The 17,236-nt window shown below is 72.0% G+C and carries 15 protein-coding genes and 1 CRISPR repeat array; of the genes, 6 read left to right on the forward strand and 9 right to left on the reverse strand.

Annotated features, from left to right (window positions below):
- Positions 1 to 82: 82 nt before the first annotated feature.
- The 4 genes from GTY67_RS20035 to GTY67_RS20050 all read left to right on the forward strand — a co-directional run bounded on the left by GTY67_RS20035 (position 83) and on the right by GTY67_RS20050 (position 8,672).
- A complete protein-coding gene (locus tag GTY67_RS20035) occupies positions 83 to 1,666 on the forward strand; it encodes a 4-coumarate--CoA ligase family protein (protein ID WP_161279562.1) in 1,584 nt (527 codons plus the stop codon).
- On the forward strand, positions 1,663 to 2,397 hold the full coding sequence (locus GTY67_RS20040) for an enoyl-CoA hydratase family protein (RefSeq protein ID WP_161279563.1): 735 nt from the start codon (positions 1,663 to 1,665) through the stop codon (positions 2,395 to 2,397). Before GTY67_RS20035 ends, GTY67_RS20040 begins: the two co-directional genes overlap by 4 nt.
- Positions 2,385 to 2,993 (forward strand): TetR/AcrR family transcriptional regulator, encoded by a 609-nt coding sequence (locus tag GTY67_RS20045; RefSeq protein WP_161279564.1) that lies wholly within the window; start codon positions 2,385 to 2,387, stop codon positions 2,991 to 2,993. Before GTY67_RS20040 ends, GTY67_RS20045 begins: the two co-directional genes overlap by 13 nt.
- A 201-nt stretch (positions 2,994 to 3,194) precedes the next feature.
- Positions 3,195 to 8,672, forward strand: a complete 5,478-nt coding sequence (locus GTY67_RS20050; protein ID WP_343238713.1) for a hypothetical protein — start codon at positions 3,195 to 3,197, stop codon at positions 8,670 to 8,672.
- 191 nt (positions 8,673 to 8,863) lie between these two features.
- Here the strand turns inward: GTY67_RS20050 and GTY67_RS20055 are convergent, their stop codons facing one another.
- The 7 genes from GTY67_RS20055 to GTY67_RS35085 all read right to left on the reverse strand — a co-directional run bounded on the left by GTY67_RS20055 (position 8,864) and on the right by GTY67_RS35085 (position 13,940).
- Positions 8,864 to 9,262 carry a nuclear transport factor 2 family protein gene (locus GTY67_RS20055; protein ID WP_161279565.1) on the reverse strand — a complete coding sequence of 133 codons (399 nt, stop codon included), beginning with the start codon at positions 9,260 to 9,262 and terminating at the stop codon, positions 8,864 to 8,866.
- A 4-nt stretch (positions 9,263 to 9,266) separates the two neighbouring features.
- On the reverse strand, positions 9,267 to 9,704 hold the full coding sequence (locus tag GTY67_RS20060; RefSeq protein WP_161279566.1) for a type II toxin-antitoxin system VapC family toxin: 438 nt from the start codon (positions 9,702 to 9,704) through the stop codon (positions 9,267 to 9,269).
- A complete protein-coding gene (locus GTY67_RS20065; RefSeq protein ID WP_093694157.1) occupies positions 9,701 to 9,937 on the reverse strand; it encodes a hypothetical protein in 237 nt (78 codons plus the stop codon). Before GTY67_RS20065 ends, GTY67_RS20060 begins: the two co-directional genes overlap by 4 nt.
- Positions 9,938 to 10,023: 86 nt before the next feature.
- Positions 10,024 to 11,043 (reverse strand): MarR family transcriptional regulator, encoded by a 1,020-nt coding sequence (locus tag GTY67_RS20070; RefSeq protein WP_161280191.1) that lies wholly within the window; start codon positions 11,041 to 11,043, stop codon positions 10,024 to 10,026.
- 453 nt (positions 11,044 to 11,496) lie between these two features.
- A CRISPR array of direct repeats spans positions 11,497 to 11,828; the repeat unit is 28 nt; unit sequence GGACCACCCCCGCACCCGCGGGGACCAC.
- Between the two features lie 396 nt (positions 11,829 to 12,224).
- A complete protein-coding gene (locus GTY67_RS20075) occupies positions 12,225 to 12,806 on the reverse strand; it encodes an HD domain-containing protein (RefSeq protein WP_161279567.1) in 582 nt (193 codons plus the stop codon).
- A 19-nt stretch (positions 12,807 to 12,825) separates the two neighbouring features.
- A complete protein-coding gene (locus tag GTY67_RS20080) occupies positions 12,826 to 13,137 on the reverse strand; it encodes a 4a-hydroxytetrahydrobiopterin dehydratase (protein WP_161279568.1) in 312 nt (103 codons plus the stop codon).
- A 2-nt stretch (positions 13,138 to 13,139) separates the two neighbouring features.
- A complete protein-coding gene (locus GTY67_RS35085; protein ID WP_237502660.1) occupies positions 13,140 to 13,940 on the reverse strand; it encodes a Twin-arginine translocation pathway signal in 801 nt (266 codons plus the stop codon).
- Between the two features lie 15 nt (positions 13,941 to 13,955).
- Between GTY67_RS35085 and GTY67_RS20090 the strand changes: the two genes are divergently transcribed.
- On the forward strand, positions 13,956 to 14,507 hold the full coding sequence (locus GTY67_RS20090; RefSeq protein WP_343238714.1) for an HAD family hydrolase: 552 nt from the start codon (positions 13,956 to 13,958) through the stop codon (positions 14,505 to 14,507).
- Between the two features lie 107 nt (positions 14,508 to 14,614).
- On the opposite strand, the gene GTY67_RS20095 is transcribed toward GTY67_RS20090, so the two are convergent.
- Both GTY67_RS20095 and GTY67_RS20100 read right to left on the reverse strand, forming a co-directional pair.
- Positions 14,615 to 15,100, reverse strand: coding sequence for a hypothetical protein (locus tag GTY67_RS20095; RefSeq protein ID WP_161279569.1), 486 nt, complete (start codon positions 15,098 to 15,100; stop codon positions 14,615 to 14,617).
- Between the two features lie 11 nt (positions 15,101 to 15,111).
- Complete coding sequence (locus GTY67_RS20100; RefSeq protein ID WP_161279570.1) at positions 15,112 to 16,569, reverse strand: helix-turn-helix domain-containing protein; 1,458 nt, start codon at positions 16,567 to 16,569, stop codon at positions 15,112 to 15,114.
- 159 nt (positions 16,570 to 16,728) lie between these two features.
- Between GTY67_RS20100 and GTY67_RS34655 the strand changes: the two genes are divergently transcribed.
- Positions 16,729 to 16,881 (forward strand): hypothetical protein, encoded by a 153-nt coding sequence (locus GTY67_RS34655; RefSeq protein WP_176727392.1) that lies wholly within the window; start codon positions 16,729 to 16,731, stop codon positions 16,879 to 16,881.
- The last annotated feature ends 355 nt before the right edge of the window (positions 16,882 to 17,236 follow it).

Genomic DNA, 17,236 nt, shown 5'->3' on the forward strand with positions numbered 1-17,236 from the left:
TGACTCTCCACACCCGCACGGCCTCCCCGCGCCCGCCCCCTCCGGGGCGGCGCGTGCCACCGCGACGACAGGGGTAACCGCCATGGTGTTCCGCAGTGAGTACGCAGATGTACCGGCCCTCGACGTGCCCATCCACGAAGCGGTCCTCGGCGAAGCCGCGAGCTTCGGTGACACGGTCGCCCTGATCGACGGGGTGAACGGCACCTCCCTCACGTACACCCAACTCGACGGTTTCCACCGGCGGATCGCCGCCGCGCTCGCCGAGGCCGGGCTCAGGAAGGGCGACGTGCTCGCCCTGCACAGCCCGAACACCATCGCGTACCCGGCCGTCTTCTACGGGGCCACGCGCGCCGGCGCCTCCGTCACGACGGTCCACCCGCTGGCGACGGCCGAGGAGTTCGCCAAGCAGCTGGCCGACAGCGGGGCCAAGTGGATCGTGACGGTCTCCCCGCTCCTGGAGACCGCCCGCCGCGCGGCCGAACTCACCGGCGGCGTACAGGAGATCTACGTCTGCGACCAGGCGGAGGGCCACACCTCCATCCTGGACATGCTCGCCTCGACCGCCCCCGAACCGGCCGTCGCCATCGACCCCGGCGAGGACGTGGCGGCGCTCCCGTACAGCTCCGGCACGACCGGCACGCCCAAGGGCGTGATGCTGACGCACCGGTCGATCGGGACGAACCTGGAGCAGCTGAGACCGTTCATCCCGATGGGGGAGGGCGACCGCATCCTCGCGGTGCTCCCGTTCTTCCACATCTATGGGCTTACGGCGCTCATGAACGCGCCCCTGCGCTGCGGGTCGACCGTCGTCGTCCTGCCCCGCTTCGACCTGGCGCAGTTCCTGGAGGCCATCCAGACGCACCGCATCACCGGTCTGTACGTGGCCCCGCCGATCGTGCTGGCGCTGGCGAAGCACCCGCTGGTGGGGGAGTACGACCTGTCCTCGCTCCGGTACATCGTCAGCGCCGCGGCGCCCCTGGACGCCGAGCTGGCCGCCGCCTGTTCGGCCCGGCTGGGGCTGCCGCCGGTGCGGCAGGCGTACGGGATGACGGAGCTGTCGCCCGGTACGCATGTGGTGCCGCTCTCCGTGGAGGAGCCGCCGCCGGGGACGGTGGGCAAGCTGCTGCCGAACACGGAGATGCGGATCGTGTCCCTGGAGGACCCGGCGCGGGACGCGGAGCCGGGCGAGGACGGCGAGATCCTGATCCGCGGCCCCCAGGTGATGAAGGGGTATCTGGGCCGCCCGGACGCCACCGCCGACATGATCGACGCGGGCGGCTGGGTGCACACGGGGGATGTGGGCCGGGCCGACGAGGACGGCTGGCTGTACGTCGTCGACCGGGTCAAGGAGCTGATCAAGTACAAGGGCTACCAGGTCGCCCCCGCCGAGCTGGAGGCGCTGCTGCTCACCCATGAGCAGGTGGCGGACGCGGCGGTGATCGGGGTGTACGACGCCGAGGGCAATGAGGTCCCGAAGGCGTTCCTGGTCCGGGGGCCCGGGGTGGAGGGGCTGACCGAGGACGACGTGATGGCGTACGTCGCCGAGCGGGTCTCCCCGTACAAGAAGGTGCGGCAGGCCGAGTTCATCGCGGCGGTGCCCCGGGCCGCGTCCGGCAAGATCCTCCGGCGCGAGCTGCGCGACCGGGAGAAGACGGAGGAGCAGTGACGCTGATCGTACGGACGTGGGACCGGGGCGTGGCGACGCTGACCCTGGACTCCCCGGGCAACCGCAACGCGCTCTCGGCCGCCCTGGTGGGCGGGGTCCGGGAGGCGCTGGCGGAGGCCGCCGCCGACGAGACCGTACGGGCGGTGGTGCTGACCCACACCGGGACGACGTTCTGCGCCGGGGCGGACCTGAAGGCGCCGCCGGACCCGGAGGCGTTCGTGGGCCTGATGCGGGAGATCGTGGCGCTGCCGAAACCGGTGGTGGCCCGCGTGGACGGCCATGTCCGGGCGGGCGGCCTGGGGCTGCTGGCGGCGTGCGACATCGCGGTGGCGGGGCCGGCGGCGACGTTCGCGCTCACGGAGTCGAGGCTGGGGCTGGCCCCTGCGGTCATCTCCCTGACGCTGCTGCCGCGCGTGGACCGTACGGCGGCGAACCGCTACTACCTCACGGGGGAGCGGTTCGACGCGGCGGAGGCGGCACGGATCTCGCTGGTCACGGTGGCCGCCGAGGACGTGGACAAGGCCCTCGTCCCGGTCCTGGACGGCCTGCGCCGGGCCTCACCGCAGGGGCTGGCCGCATCGAAGGAGCTGGTCACGGCTACGGTGCTGAGGAGTTTCGACCAGTACGCCGAAGACCTCATCGCCCGCTCCGCCGCGCTGTTCGCCTCCGAGGAGGCCAGGGAGGGGATGACGGCCTTCCTTGAACGACGGGACCCGGCATGGGTGCGGTGACCTCCTCCTCCAGCGTCGCGAAAGCGGCTCACGCCCCCAAGCAGGATCGCAGCCGGGCCACCCGGCAGCGGCTCCTGGAGGCGGCGGTGGCCTGCCTGGCCGAACACGGCTGGGCGGGCTCCACCGTCTCGGTCGTCGCCGAGCGGGCCGGGGTCTCGCGGGGCGCGGCCCAGCACCACTTCCCCACCCGGGAGGACCTGTTCACGGGGGCGGTGGAGTACGTGGCCGAGGAGCGCTCGGCCGCCCTGCGCGCGCTCCCCGTGCAGGGGCGCGCGGAGGTGGTCGCGGCGCTGGTGGACCTGTACACGGGCCCGCTGTTCCGGGCCGCGCTCCAGCTCTGGGTCGCCGCCTCCAACGAGGAGCAGCTGCGGCCGCGCGTCACGGAGCTGGAGGCGCGGGTGGGCCGCGAGACGCACCGGATCGCCGTCGAACTCCTGGGCGCCGACGAGTCCCGCCCCGGCGTCCGCGAAACGGTCCAGGGCCTGCTGGACATGGCCCGGGGCCTCGGCCTCGCCAACCTCCTCACCGACGACACCGCCCGGCGCGCGCGGGTGGTGGCGCAGTGGGCGGCGCTGGTGGAGGACGGGCTGGGGTGAGTGCGGGCCGGGTTCGCTCCCGACCTTCCGGTGTACGGGAGTTGACGCGCGGATGAGGAGTCGGCGGCGAACATCCGTACGGCCGCCCGAACGGCCGTAGGCCGCCGTACCGCTGGCTACGTTGACGCTGTGCGGAGGCAGCAGCGGTCAGGGAACGACGGCGTCGGCAGCAGCGCGAGTTCGAGCGCGAGCGCGCGGGACGTGTCCGAGGAGACCGCGCGGGCGCCCCGCATGGCACACCCGGCCGGCCCCGGCGTCCTCAGCGGCGGCCCCCAGGGCTTGCAGGGCATGCAGCAGACGCTGGGCAACGCGGCCACCACGCGAGCGGTGCGGCGCGGGAAGCAGCCGTCCTTCGTGCCGCCTCCGGTCATCGAGGAGGGCGTCGAGGAGGAGGTTGAGGGCGGGGGCTCCGGGGGCGGGTTCGACGCGCGGCGGGGGGTGGGCGGTGAGGGCTCTCGGCGGTCGGTTCGACGCGGGAAGCAGCCCTTCGTTCCGCCTCCGCGTATCGACGAGGGCGTCGAGGAGGAGGTTGAGGGCGGGGGCTCCCGGGGGGTGCCGGGCGCGCGGCGGAGGATGGCCGACGAAGGCCCCCGGCGGGCGGTGCGGCGAGCGGGGCGGCCCGTCGCCCTGCCCACGCCCATCCCCGAGAGCGCCGAGCGGGGCCTCGTACTGCCGTCGTACCTGCGGGACCTGGAGACGGGCGGGCTGTCCACGGCGTACGGGATGACCGGCCAGGAGTTCGTGAGCACCGCGATCGCGACCGTCGTGGGGCACAGCGGCGGCACGGTGGCCGCCATCACCGCCGAACTGGCCGGGCGGCCCGAGTCGTTCTTCGGCCAGGGCCGCGCGTTCGCGGTGGAGGGCGCCGAGGGCGGTGACGGGTGCGACGTCACCGTGTCCATCGCCCGCGCCCCCGACGACCAGCTGCCCCTGTTCCACCCGGCCGCCGACATCGCGACGGCCGCACCGCACCCGGACGGGACGCCGTTCGCCGCGGTGGACGACCCCGAGGGCAAGGAGACCAAGGTCGACGTCCAGCACAACAGCGCGACCTCCGCGAGCAGTACGGTCGGCAGCTCCTCCAGCAAGGGGGCGGGAGGTACGGCGTTCGGGCTCGCCCCGGTCGTACCGGGCCTGTGGCTGGGCGCCGCGGTGACGGGCAGCGTGCAGCCCTGGCAGTCCTCGCGGGAGTCCCGCAGCCAGCGCGGCATGGCCGAACCCCGCGTACTGCGCAGCGACAAGGGCTCGGTGGAGGTGCCCCGCCGGGTGGTGTACGTCGTACGGACCCGGCCCCAGGCGGGCGGGGGCGAGCAGGTCTTCCGGGGCTCGGGAGGGCTCACCCAGCGGGTGCCCACCGAGCACCTCGTGCCGGACGGCACCGATGCGCCGGCCCGGCCGCAGCCGGTGGGCGGCGGCCTCGCGCGGCGGGTCTCGCTCGCCGACTCGCTGGCCCCGGTCGGCGTCTCCGACACCGCCGCGCCGCACCAGGGCGGCGGGGGCCTCTTCGACACGGTCGCCTCCGTCCTGCACCCCTCGCTGACCGCGCCCGGCGCCCCCGGACGCTCCCGGCTGTACGAGGCGACCTCCACCCAGACCGTGCTGGAGGACCTGCCCCGGCTGCTGCGCGACGGCGTCACCGGTGAGGACCTCCAGTCCAAGGACGGCAGCATCGCGGGTACGTACCGGATGCGCGCCGTCGTCACCGGGCTCTCCCCCGCCTGGGGCACCGGGAAGACCCAGCTGCGTACTCACCAGCAGGCTCAGCACTCCAAGACCGAGACGGCGGGCAAGGGGCGCGCGCTCACCGCCGGTATCGGCCCGGCGATCGGGTTCGGTGGCGCCCCCAACGCGGCCGTGGTGCGGGCCGCCGCGATGCCGGTCGCCGCGGCCCGCAAGGCCCGGTTCAGCGTGAACGAGCAGACCGTCTCGACCCGGCAGGGTGCGGAGGTGCGCGGGGAGAAGGTGCTGTACAGGGGGACGGTGCAGTTCACCGCGGAGGGCACCGGGCCCCGGTCGGCCCGGATGATCCTGCACCCGGAGACCCGGGTCGCCACACACGCGATGCAGGTCTGGATCAGCCTGCGGGCCGACGAGGCGAAGGAGTTGGGACTGCCGCTGCCGCCGGGGGTGACCGCGGGCGACTTCATCAAGAGGCCGGTGCCGCAGGCGGGGGCCGGGGACGGTACAGGCGTGGGCCCGGCGACAGCACCGGGGTCAACGGCTGCGACAGGCGCGACAGGCGCGGCGGCGCCGGGGACGGCCGCTCCGGCGGCGGACGCCCGGCACCTGCCGTTCGGCGCGATGGGATCGAGTGTCACGCTCGGCCGGATCGACGCCAGGCCCATGGTGCGGGCCGTGGAGAACATGTTCGCCACCGACCCCCAACTGGCTGGATATCTGCCCGCCTTCGGCGCCACGCGGCCCGCGGCGGACATCAGCAAGGAGGAGCACGAGGCGCAGCGCGCCAACTACCGCGAGCTGATGGCCGCCCTCTCGGAGACCAACTTGCGGGTGAACAAGGACCAGTTGCTGTCCACCGGCATCCGCGTCCGGCTGCGCCGCAAGTCCTCGATGCACTCCCACGACGTACAGCTGCGGGTCCACGGCACCATGGGAACGCTGAGCCATCTCGGCGACATCGACGACTGGCTGGTGCGCAGCCACGCCGGGGTCGCCACCAACGTCCAGAGCGGGCGCAGCAGTTCGCGGTCGATCGGTGGCATGGTGCTGGCCCAGGCCCGGATGGTCCCGGGCGTGCTCACCGGCTCGGTCCGCTACGAGCGGCAGAACACCGGGACCCGCCGCAACCAGGCCGGCCCCTCCACCCGCACCGATGTCCTCACCAACGGGTCGGAGAGCGCGAGCGCGTTCGGGGCGGCGCTGCGGCTGAACGTGGACGTCACGATGACCTCGCGGAAGCGGAAGCTGGCCCGCGCGGTGACCCCGGGCACCCCCGGCCAGGACCTGCCGGAGGTCCGGGCACTGCCCGGCCTGAACCTCGGGTCGCAGGACGTACGGCTGCTCACGCCGTCCGAGTTCACCGTGGACACGGCGGAGAAGGCGCGGCTGGACGCGGGCGGCGGGCAGGCCCCCGGTCCGGTGCGGGCCGTCGACGCGGGGGGCATCGGCGATCTGGCCGCGCTGGCGCCGCGCCCGGCCGACGGGCAGCGGGTACGGGACTGGCAGCTGGTGGAGACGATCGGCGACGGGCAGCCGGTCCGCGACCTCGCCCTCGCCCTGCTGGCCCGGGCCGCCGCCCGGGGCCAGGCGGGCCGCCGGGACCAGGCGCTGTCCACGGAGGGGCTCGCGCCGCGGCTGGCGGTCGAGGAGCGCTTCAGCCCGCGGGCGATCATGGCCTCGCTGCGGCAGGCCGAGTCCTCCGGGTGGGTGGTGAAGAACCTGCGGTATCCGCGCCGGCTGGCCGCGCTGAACGGCGCGGTGGGCACCCGGCTGGCGCTGACCACGCCCCGGCTGGTGCACGAGGCCGCGGGACCGGGCACCGAGACGTTCGTGCTGGGCGGCCACCAGGCGGGCGGGCAGCAGGGGAGCGGCGTCACCGACCTGGTGCAGGCCGGGGGCACCGGCGTACAGAACGGGTCCGAGTGGCGGATCGGCGAGGGGCTGTCGGCGGGCGGGGCGAGGAGCAAGGGCGACACCGGGGCCGCCACCGTGTCGGGGACCGTGGAGCGCAACGCCCACACGCCGAAGAAGGCGCCGCTGTACCTCGTCCGGTGCGACCTGGTCGTCACCATGGTGGCGGAGGTCAAGGTCACGGGCGGCGGCCCGTACGTCGCCAAGGCGGCGCGGACCCTGCCGGGAGCGGCGGCGGTGTGGCTGACGGCGGAGCAGTTGCGGGCGGCGGGGGTGGCTCTGCCCGCGTCGGCGCGCAGGGCGCTGAAGCTGGACGGGGCCGGTGGTGCGGGCGGTGCCGGCGGTGCTGCCGCGGTGGGCGGTGGCGGTCAGGGTGGCGGGGCGCAGACCGGCCCCGGGCCCACCGCCGTTCACGCCGGGGGATCGGGTACGGCGGCGGTCGGCACCGGTGGTGGTGGTCCGGTCCGTCCGAGGCCCGCCCTCGCCCAGCCTCTGCCGCTCGGCTTCGGCATGATCGAGGACCTGCCGGACTTCGTGCCCCTGCTGGACGGCCTGCGCAACCGGCTCGCGGGCATGGGGCGGCAGGAGCTCGCCGACGACCTGCTGCCCCGGCAGCAGCTGCGGGACCGCAACGACAACGTGCAGCGCCTGCTCCGGGTCCTGGACCGGGACGGCTCCGCCGGTCTGCTGGGCAGCGCCATGGACGGCGGGGTCACGGTGGAGCTCCTGGACGGCCGCAAGACGCCGTACTGGGCGGTGTTCAAGGTCGAACGCACCGCTGTGGGCACGTGGGAGGGCGAGGCGGACGACGGCCGGGACATGGAGTACATCACCTCGGCCGTCGCCCAGCAGGCCACCTCGCACGAGGAGGGCGAGAGCTCCGGTGTGGAGGGCATCCTCGCGGGCTCCGGGAAGCCGGACGGCGGAGGCGGGCAGCTGAAGAGCGTGGGTGCGGCGGGCGGGCTCGGTGTCGGCTCCAGCTCCGGGCGGCGGCGGGGCGGCGCCGCGCGCGGCCAGCTGGGGATGAAGACGGTCGCGGAGGCGAAGACGGCGAAGGCGGCGAAGATGCGGGTGCCGATCAGGGCCTTCCTCGAACTCTACGAGGGCGGCCGCCGGCTCACGGCGGCCCCGTCGGGCGCCAGGTCGCTGGTCCACCGGGTCCTGGTGAGCGACCTCACGGCGCTGGGCCGGGTGAGCGCCGCGCCCCGCACCGCGTTGAACGCGCCGGGCGGCACCGGACCGGCCGCCGGACCGCCCGGCAGCTCGGCCGGGCTGGGCGCCTGGCGGGCCGGCGGGGTGCCGCTGCCGATGGAGGCGCAGGTGAACGGCTTCCAAGGGGCGCCGCGCGTAAGGGCGTTGGTGGACACGGCGGTACGGGCGGCGGGCGGCAACGACCGCTTCCGCCGCCAGGGCCAGGCCGCCGCGTACACGCTGGGCGAGGCGGTCTCCACCGAGTGGCTGATCTCGGCCCTGCCCCTGCTCACCAACGCCGGTGCGGAGCTGCCGCCGGTGCACGCGACCGGAGCGAAGGGCCAGGACCTGCGGGCCTCGGTCCACGCCCGGCTGCGGGACGGGCAGGTGCTGGGGGTGGGCGACAAGATGACGTTCGAGACGGTGGCCCAGAGCGACTTGGGGGCACCTCGCCCCACCCAGACGGACGGCCAGAGCTCGGCCGAGAAGGGCAGGCAGGGCCGCGGCCTGTTCGGCGCCGGGGTACTGAACGCCGACGAGTTCCGGCTCAACCAGCTGATGGGCAACGCGGGCGGCTCGGGCTCGGGCAGCGGCGCGGCGGGGCAGAGCGCGGGCTCCATGCCGCTGCACAAGCCCAAGTTCTCCTCGGTGCTGGTCGCGTTCACCCTGGACGTGAAGGTGGCGGCCCGCGTGACGGACCGCGTACGCACGTCCCGAACGCAGGTGGCGGAACGCGAAATGACGCTCCCGACCCCGGTGGTGATCCGCATGCCCCAACCGGTGGCCACCCGCCTCCTGACCGCCTACCCGACGGCGCTCACGGACCCGGGGGACTACTTGGGGCTGCGGGCGGCAGCAGCGGCGGCGGCGGTGCCGCCGCCGTCCACGGGGGTGTGAGGGGCCGGGCGGGGCGCCGGGGATCAGGCCCCTGATGCGAGGGCGGGCGCGGGTGCGGGGGCCGGGGGCGACTGGGCTTGGGGCAGGGCAGGAACACCCCCGCACGCGGGGACCATGCCGGGGGCGGCCCTGGCGGCGGGCCCGAGCCGGGAAGACCCCCGCAGGCGCGGGGACCACGGAAGCCGTGCCTGTCAGGGCTGATTCTGCCCTTCACCCACCGGGACCGGCGTCGCCTGGTGGTAGTACATCCGCCACTCCGTCTCGCCCGGCTTCCTGCGCCACAGCGAACTCCGGCGGGCTCGGCTGCCGCCTAGGACGCTCTCGTAGGTGAGGTGCACCAGGCCGGGCGCCAGCACAACTCCGGTCATGCCGGACGGCTCATGGCGCGGGCCCTCCGTGTCTGCGCCGCTCATCTCAGGAAGCGCGGCGATCATCTCCTCGTACGTCCACCGTCGTCCCGAGGTCCCGACCTCGATGAACTCCGGATCGAGAAGCCGCTCGGCGAGTGACCGTGACACACGCACGTCGGGGTCCAGCAGCTGCAACTCCCCGGTGATAGCCGCGCCAACATCGGTCGTGTCTTCGCTCATCCCGTCATTCTGTCGAAAGGAAGCCGTAGAGAGATCCCTGATCGCCCCGCAGGTCAGCCACCGTGCAGCGAAGGCCAGGGGCTCCCGCGAGCTTTCGGTCCGTCGTCACGAGTTCGGCGTCCAGCGTCTCTGCCAGGGCGATGTAAGAGGCGTCGTACGGCCACATGTTGTGTCGGAGCTCCCAGATGCGGGGCATGAGGGGCGTGTGGTCGTAGCGGTGCAGCTGCATGCGGCCCAGGAGGTCCAGCGCGCGGGCCGCCTCGTCTTCGGGAAGTTTGTTGCCTCGGACCAGGCCCCGCAGGACCGACGCACACTCAAGGTCGACTGTGTGCGGGGCGCCGAGCCGGTTCCCGGCGGTGTGGTCCCGGACGCGCTCGGCGAGGGCGTCCGACCCTACGAGGAACTCCACGAGAGCGGACGTATCGAGAACCTGAACTTTCACGAACGCGTCTCACGCATCTCGGCCAGGACATCGGATACGTCGTCGGCGGTGACCTGTCCGCGTGCGGCGATTCCACGTGCCTGCTCGGCTGCTTCCTCCGGGGTCAGCAAGGCCGCTTCGCCAACGAGAAGCTGTAGGAGGTAGGCCTGCAAGGACTGCCCTGACCGGGCAGCCCGAATCTTCAAGGTCGTCATCGTCTCGTCCGGTACCTCTCGGAGGTGAATCGTAGCCATGCAAGCATTTTAGTCCCACAGCAATCACTCTGCTAGTGGCTTCAGCCAGCTGGCGGCGAGGCGTGCGCTGATCCGTCAGGTCGGTCTCAGACGGTTTTGAGTAGGTCGCGGAGGTTGGTCATGTGTGTCTTGATGGCGGCGGCTTCGGCGGGTGGGGTCGGGGCCTTGTCGGTGTCGGTGTCGGGGTGGTGGGTGGTGCGGCAGGTGTGGCAGAGGCCGTCGGGGAGTGCTTCTGGTTGGCCGGGGCGTCCGCAGTCGGTGCATTCCATGAGGATGCGGCGAGTGGGGGTGCCGGGTGGAGTGCTTGGGGTGGTGGGCAGGTGGGGTGGCATTTTGTCGGTGAGGCGTTTGCGGGTGAAGCCGAGGGGGCTGTCGACCTGGGTGGGGAGTCCTGCGGTGAGGGCGCTGGTCAGGTAGTCGACGCTCACGCCTCGGGCGAGCCATTGTGCTGCCAGGGGTTCCAGGGCGGTGCAGTCGTCGGCGGAGAGGGGGAGGCGGCGGTCTTCGCGCCCGAGGCGGGCCAGGGCGAGGTAGGCGGGGGACGGGCCGGTCTCGGAGGGGTGCGGCGCCGGGGCCGTGTCCGGGGCGGGAGGCTCTGGCTCGGCGTCCGCCGCCTGGGCGGGGGTGCGTTGCTGCGGTACGGCGGTGGGTTCGGGACCCTGCTCGGTACCGGGGTCTTCCGGTGCGGGCGGCGGTGGTTCTTCGTCCGGGACCCAGGGCGGCGGCGGAGCGGTGTCGGGTGCGGGGCTGGTGGTCTGGAGGGTGTTCTCGGTGGTGAGGTAGGTGTTCCACCACTCGTTGTCGTGGGCGGTGCGGGACCAGAACGTACGGAAGACCCACCGGGTCTGGTCACCCGCGCCGACGGCGCACCGTACGCGTCGCAGGTGCCCGGCGACGGAGAGGGCGGTCAGGGCGGTGGAGATGGCCTGCTGCCCGTAGAGCGGGAGCTGCTTGGCCAGCTGCTTCACGCTCATCGCCGCACCGTCGGGGAGGTGGTCGACGAAGGCGGCGACGTACCGCTCACGCGCAGGCAGAAGGCTGAAGTCATGGGGCGTACGGGGACGTTGGTCCGGGGCGGTGCGTTTGCCGTAGCCGGGCTTGGCCATCGGGTACGCGGTGGGCCGTGCGGCGGTGCGCAGGGCAGGACTAAGGTGCTGGGTAGCCACGGGATCGACTTTCTAGGGTAACGATCTTGCGGTCAGACCCCGGCCTGGTGCTTCCAACACCGTGTCGGGGTCGCTTGGTTCTCGAACCGTAAGCAGTCGTGACGCTGCGCCGCAAGCTGTCACGATTAGTCATACTTGCTCACCGTGACAGGTCAGGGAGGTAGGGGAGGTTTTCCCCAACCCCCTTCCCCCACCTACCGGTTACAGAAGGCGCTCGAACCCCGAACCTCGCATCCCGACACCCGCACCCCGAGACCCGGGCTTCGGGCCCAGGCCCCGCCCCGCGTACCCCGCAAGAGTGAACCGACCGCCCCCGAAGCTCGGGGCCCGGAGCTTGAGCCCCGAGCCCCGGCCGAGCGAGGAGACCCCGGCCGGTGAGCACCGGCACGACTAGCGGACCCGCCGCACGCGCGGGGACCACTCCCTCTCGCGGTCGTTGCTGCCGTGGCCATCGGGAACACCCCCGCGCGCGGGGACCACGCCGACCAGAAGGACGGCCACGTACGGCCCTGGGGACCACCCCCGCACCCGCGGGGACCACGACTCCCTGTCCGGCACTCCTCATGCGGACACGGGACCACCCCCGCACCCGCGGGGACCACACTTCGGTTTCGCACTGAGGTACTGATCACCTGGGACCACCCCCGCACCCGCGGGGACCACAGCAGGGCCAGGACGGTGTTCACGGTCTGCACGGGACCACCCCCGCACCCGCGGGGACCACAGTTCGTGACCTGCGGGTTTATGCGGCCGGAGGCTCGTTTTTACTTACTTCTTGAGAAACGGACATATCTCTCACTGATTCCCGTATGGAAGTCGTGCCGCCCTCATTATCTCGATGCCCGGCCGTACTATCCGCCTGTTAGCAGCGCTCGTGTGAGCTAGGTTCTCCTGGCAGCGCGCTCAACCTGGGCGAGCTTCAGAAGAAAAGTCCACCCCATCTCCGAGTTGACGCATTGCGACGACGGCCAAAACGGAAGGGCCGGGGCGCGTTCGCTCAGTGTGAACCTGGTCAGCCTCTACGAAAGTCCCCGGGGTGCGGGGCGGGCGAGAGCCGGAAGTGCGCCACGCGGCCCGACCAGCTCCGTGCCGTGCCAGGGAGCTCCGCTCCTGAACCCGGGTTACTCCTTGCCCTCCCCGAGGGCGGTGCGCAGCCAGTCAAGGGGCCCTTGTGCCAGGAGTTCGTCGGCCAGCCGGTTCGCGGTCCGCGTGACGAGGCGATCCCGGCTGTTGTCGATCCACCGCTGCGCGCTTTCGTAGCCCTGCGCCTTGTACTCGATGCCCTGGAGCAGGCACTCCAGCTTGTCCGCGTCGCGAGCGCAGACCGCCTCCGGCGACTCCTTCGCCTCGTACTCCGACACCAGCTCGCGGACCGCCGACGCCAGCACCTCGGGCATGCCCGCCGTCTGGTCGGCGGTGACTTCCTGCGGGTCGCCGGCGGGCGCGTACTTCTTCCCGAGGTGGTTCACGTCCCCGGTCCGGCTCTCCTGCGTGTCGTGCCACACGGCGAGGTAGGCGGCCCGGGCAGGGTCGGCGCCCTCCAGCTTCGCGATGATCGTGGCGATCAACGCCGTACGCCACGAGTGCTCGGCAACGCTTTCGGGGTCACGGACCCCGGCCATCCACCAACCGGTGCGCCGCGTCTGCTTGAGCGTGCCCGCCTCGTACAGGAAGCGGCCCACCGCGGACAGGTCGTCAGCCACGGCGTTCTCCTCTCACGCCTCAGGCTTGAGGCTGCGCTTCATGCGCCGCGGCGATCCGGTCGATCCGCGCGGCCAGGTCGAAGTCGGCTGCGGTGAGCCGGTGCCCGGCGTCATGCGTGGTGATCCCGAACCGCACGTGATCCCATCGCAGATCGATGTCCGCGTGATGCCCGATGAGCCGTTCGACGTCTGCGACATGCACGATCATGGCGATGCCGCCGTGATACCGGATCCCGAACGTACGGGTGATCATGTCCCCTTCCCGCACCCAGCCCGGCAGTTCAGCCAGCTTCGCGGTGATCTCCTCGTCCGACAGCGGATCCTTGCCCATCGTCAGCTCCCCTCGGTCACCGGTGCCAGGATCTCCGCAAGGTCCCGGCCAACCGGGGCATCGTGCCACGGGTGCATCGCCCTTTCCAGCGTGACCAGTTCACGGCGCATGCGGGCGGATCGAGTCTCAACGGCGATCGTGGCCACGGTGCGGGCGATCTCCACCGCCTGGTCCGGTTCCCGTGCTGCTGCGGCGGCGGTAGCCTGGCGAGCCATGTACACCCCGCGGTCTCGGCGGGTCGTTTCCGGTACGCCCGCCAGTACCTGCGTCCACAGGGAGCCCGCTTCGGCGCCGAGCCCGAGCCGCCCGTAGCAGGTCGCGCGCTGCACCTCCAGGTAACCAGGCGTCCGGCGGCACGCGTTGCCCCACGGCAAGTCGTCGTCGACGCTCGACAGAAGGCGGTCGGCCCGGTCCAGGAGTTGATCGACGGCGCGGCGTTCGCCGGTGAGGCTGGCTCCGTGAGCCTGCTGCTGCATCGCCATGATCCGCACTTTCGGTACGAGCTGGCCTGCGTCGTCGAGAACGGCGTCGCACAACTCGACGACCGCATGCCCGTCCCCCAGGTCGGTGCGTACCTGTGCCTGATTCACCAGCGAATACCGGATGAGGTGCGGGTCGCGGGACCGCGCCGCGATCTCCTGCGTCACGCCCCGCCAGAACGCGGCACCGTCCATGTCGCCGGCGTCCTGGTAGAGCCATCCGACGAGCGCCGCGTAGGCCGCACCCGCGCGCAGCAGTCCACGCCGCGTCTCGCCCTTCGCGGACCGCACCAGCTTGTCGATGAGCTGGTACTGCGCGGACACCGTGCCGATCAGGTCGTGGGGGCCATCATCGCTCTGGGCAAGGACTACCGCGATATGTTCCAATTCTTCCGCCCCGGCTTCAACCTGACCGAGCAGCGCCAAGCGCGTGCGGACGCCGGGCAGCCGGAGCACTTCGATGAGTCCGATTTGTACTCCGACGTCCGCGACAGCCTCAAGGCCCTCCGCGCCGACGGCCTGTGGCTCGGCATCGCAGGAAACCAAACAGTCCGCGCAGGAGGCATCCTTCGTGGCGTCTTCGCCCGCGATGTCGATTTGATCGGCACCTCCGACGACTGGGGGGCCTCGAAGCCGGACCCGGAGTTCTTTCGCCGGGTTGCCGCCGTCGTTCCGGCGGAGCCCGACGAAATTCTGCACGTCGGTGACCGCGTCGACAATGACCTGCGCCCCGGCGCCGCAGCGGGCATGCACACAGCGCTCGTCCGCCGTGGTCCTTGGGCGACGATTCAGCGGGGGAGTGAGGAAGCGAAGACGCTGCCCACGTTCCGGGTGGAGAGTCTCCTCGAACTGTCCCCGCTTATCCGTCATTTCAATGAGCGTGACCACTGACGATCGCCGCCCATCCGTACAGCCGCTGATCAAAGCCCCCTTCGTCGAACGGGTCAGGTCTTGAGGCCTTTAAGCGGACAGCAGCTCGCTGTTCGTACGTCCGGGGGCTACCCGCGACGAGCGGCCCCGGCGGGCCAGACCACGTCGATGGCCAGCCCTGCCTGCCGGGCCTGTTCAACGGTGTCAGCAGTGCCGCCGCCCTTGCCCGATGGGGGCGTGCCGTCCCAGACCGCGACGAGGCGGTCGGCGCGGCGCAGCAGCTCGGTATTCGCCGCCTCGTAGGCAGCCCGGTTCGCTGTCGGGTGCGGCAACGTCACCACGTCCTCGGCGGTCTCGACGAGATGGTCGAAGACGGCGGCGTGGTCGGGCTTCACCTTTGCGGCTCGGTAATCCTGGGAGGGGATCACGGCGATGAGGCGGCCGCCGATGGCGGTGACCTCCTCCGCGAAGAGGCTGTCCGACCCGGCGGCGATGCAGGAGACGCCGGTCAGGTCGTCGCTGTACTCGGCGAGCAGCTCGCGTAGCGCGGCCCGTACCAGCGGCACGCTCTCGTCGGTCAGGTCCATGTGCCCGGTCACGGCAAGTGTCGTCATGTGCCTGTTCCTCAACTCGACAGCAGGTCGCGGATACTATCGCGTGCCTCGCGCATGGGACGCGACGCACTGTGCCCCACGGTGTACGGGTACAGCTGCCCGAGCTGCGTACGGACACGCCCTGACTGTGTGCCCCGCGCGGCCTGCACGGCCTGGGCCGTTTCGGCGGCGGCCGCTTGAACATCTCCGGCGAGGAACTGACATTCGGCCAGGCCGATGCGGTCGAGAGCGTGGGAGCGCCCGGCTTCTGCACCTCGGGACGACAGGGCAGTCCGAATCGCCTCTGCGGCCTGGGCAGCGTGACGGCGCGGGTCGGTGCGGGCGAGGTCAAGGAGCCGGCCGCCGGTGACCCCCGCGAGTTCCGCCTCGTCGAAGTAGGTGATCCAGTACGGCTCGTCGCTGTCGTTGCCGGCGCAGGCGAGGTCCTCGGCCGCCTTGGCGGTGGCCCGGTGAAATCCGGCGATACGTCCCTGTGCGGCGTAGGCCCAGGCTTCGCGAGTGTGGAGCATGGCGCGGGCCCGGGGGCCGATCACGTCGCGGGCACCCTCCTGAGCAAGGTGGATCAGCTGGAGCGCGTCGTCGGCCCGGTCGTGGTACAGCATCTGCCGGGCCATTCCGGCCAGCACGTTGGCCCCGAATACGACATCGCCTCCGGCGTGGGCGGCGCGGAGGGCGAGGCGGTAGTAGTCCTGCGCATGCCGGTGCAGTCCGGAATCCCACGCCATGGTGGCTGCGGTTCCGGCCAGCTGTGCCATGACACGGTACAGCCGGTCCACCACGGCCGGGGCCTGGTGTTCGTCGAGGGCACCGGATACTTCCGCGAGCTGGCCGAGCACCGCTTTTCTTCGGAGGCCCCCGCCGTACTGGTGGTCCCACTGGCGGAAGGCCAGCGCTGTGGTCTCCAGTTCCTCGACTTCTCGCATCCCGATTCGGCCCGGGCGGCGCTGTGGCGGGACGGTGGCGGCTGGAACGAGCCAGCCTTCGAGGCTGTCGAGGAGCGCGGCACCGGTCACCGCAGCGCCGCCGAGGGCGCGGGTGAGGGCCCTTCGGTCCATCAAGAGATCACTCCTGGTGAGGTGGGCGGCGAGATCCACGGTGGCGTCGGGCCGCCACGGGATCTCGTCTGTGTCCGGCCGGTCACCTGAGGCTTCTGGCCGGCTCTGCTGTGCTGGGTTGTGTTTGCCCTCCCAGGGGCGTGGTGCGAGCCCAAGCAGGCAGCCCGGGATGCGGAGACCGTCGGCGATCCGGCAGACGACGTCGAACGAGGTGACGCGTTGGGCCCCGCTGATGATCGTGGACACTTTGCCCGGGGTGAGCTGGCAGGCGGACGCGATGCGGTTCTGGGAGAGGCCGCCCCACTTCTTGATGAGGGCGAAGGCGGCCGCGAAGTCGTGCTCGATGAGCGCCGCCCGGACATCTGCTCTATCGAGCACGTCCGCGGCGAGCAGGCCGGGGGTGGTGGCATCCATGGGCTGACCTCCGTTGCGATCCTATGCACGCGCAGGCGCCTTACTGGAGCGCCAACGAGTGTATTGCCGCCCAGGTAACCCCTGCCGGGCATCCCGCAGTTGCGTGCGTAGGACGACGCTGTGATGGCGACGCAGACCGCAAGCAACGCGGAGAGAGCTATGACTATGACGATCAAGGTGTACGCGGTGAACGGCGACGGAGTCACCCGCGTCGTGAGCCCGGAGGCCGAGGTGGTGCCCCTGGAACATCCCGAGGAAACGCAGCGGTTCCCCGCCTGCGAGTGCTCCGCGTGCCTGGAGTCGGCGCAGTGAGCGGCACGTCGAAGACGGCGGCCGAGCGTGCCGTGCCGGACAGCGCCTACCGCATGCTCCTCGGGCACACCACGGCCTGCTCCGCTTGTCGGGCATCCGGTGGCTTTTGCCCGACTGCTGCGCGGCTCAAGAGGGCATGGCGGGAGGCCCGCGGGTGAGGTGTTCCGCTGAGGGCGGCGCCCATGACTTCCCGATCGAGGACGACACCGGTGCTTACTGCCCGGAGCACGGGGTGACGTTGCTCTGGCGTGGTGAGCCGATTGCCGGGGGCGCTGGTCTGGCCGGGGAGGCGGACACCCCCTGGTGCGGGTTGGCGGCCGGGGCGGATGGCCCGTACAGCGTTGTCTGCCGTGGT

This window comes from Streptomyces sp. SID8374 (assembly GCF_009865135.1).
Lineage (GTDB): Bacteria > Actinomycetota > Actinomycetes > Streptomycetales > Streptomycetaceae > Streptomyces.

Bases quoted from the DNA above. Each gene is read 5' to 3' on its own strand.
- GTY67_RS34655 (WP_176727392.1), top strand. From the start codon at position 16,729: ATGACTATGACGATCAAGGTGTACGCGGTGAACGGCGACGGAGTCACC.
- GTY67_RS20095 (WP_161279569.1), bottom strand. From the start codon at position 15,100: ATGACGACACTTGCCGTGACCGGGCACATGGACCTGACCGACGAGAGC.
- GTY67_RS20080 (WP_161279568.1), bottom strand. From the start codon at position 13,137: ATGGGCAAGGATCCGCTGTCGGACGAGGAGATCACCGCGAAGCTGGCT.
- GTY67_RS20065 (WP_093694157.1), bottom strand. From the start codon at position 9,937: ATGGCTACGATTCACCTCCGAGAGGTACCGGACGAGACGATGACGACC.
- GTY67_RS20055 (WP_161279565.1), bottom strand. From the start codon at position 9,262: ATGAGCGAAGACACGACCGATGTTGGCGCGGCTATCACCGGGGAGTTG.
- GTY67_RS20070 (WP_161280191.1), bottom strand. From the start codon at position 11,043: ATGGCCAAGCCCGGCTACGGCAAACGCACCGCCCCGGACCAACGTCCC.
- GTY67_RS20100 (WP_161279570.1), bottom strand. From the start codon at position 16,569: ATGGATGCCACCACCCCCGGCCTGCTCGCCGCGGACGTGCTCGATAGA.
- GTY67_RS20035 (WP_161279562.1), top strand. From the start codon at position 83: ATGGTGTTCCGCAGTGAGTACGCAGATGTACCGGCCCTCGACGTGCCC.
- GTY67_RS20045 (WP_161279564.1), top strand. From the start codon at position 2,385: ATGGGTGCGGTGACCTCCTCCTCCAGCGTCGCGAAAGCGGCTCACGCC.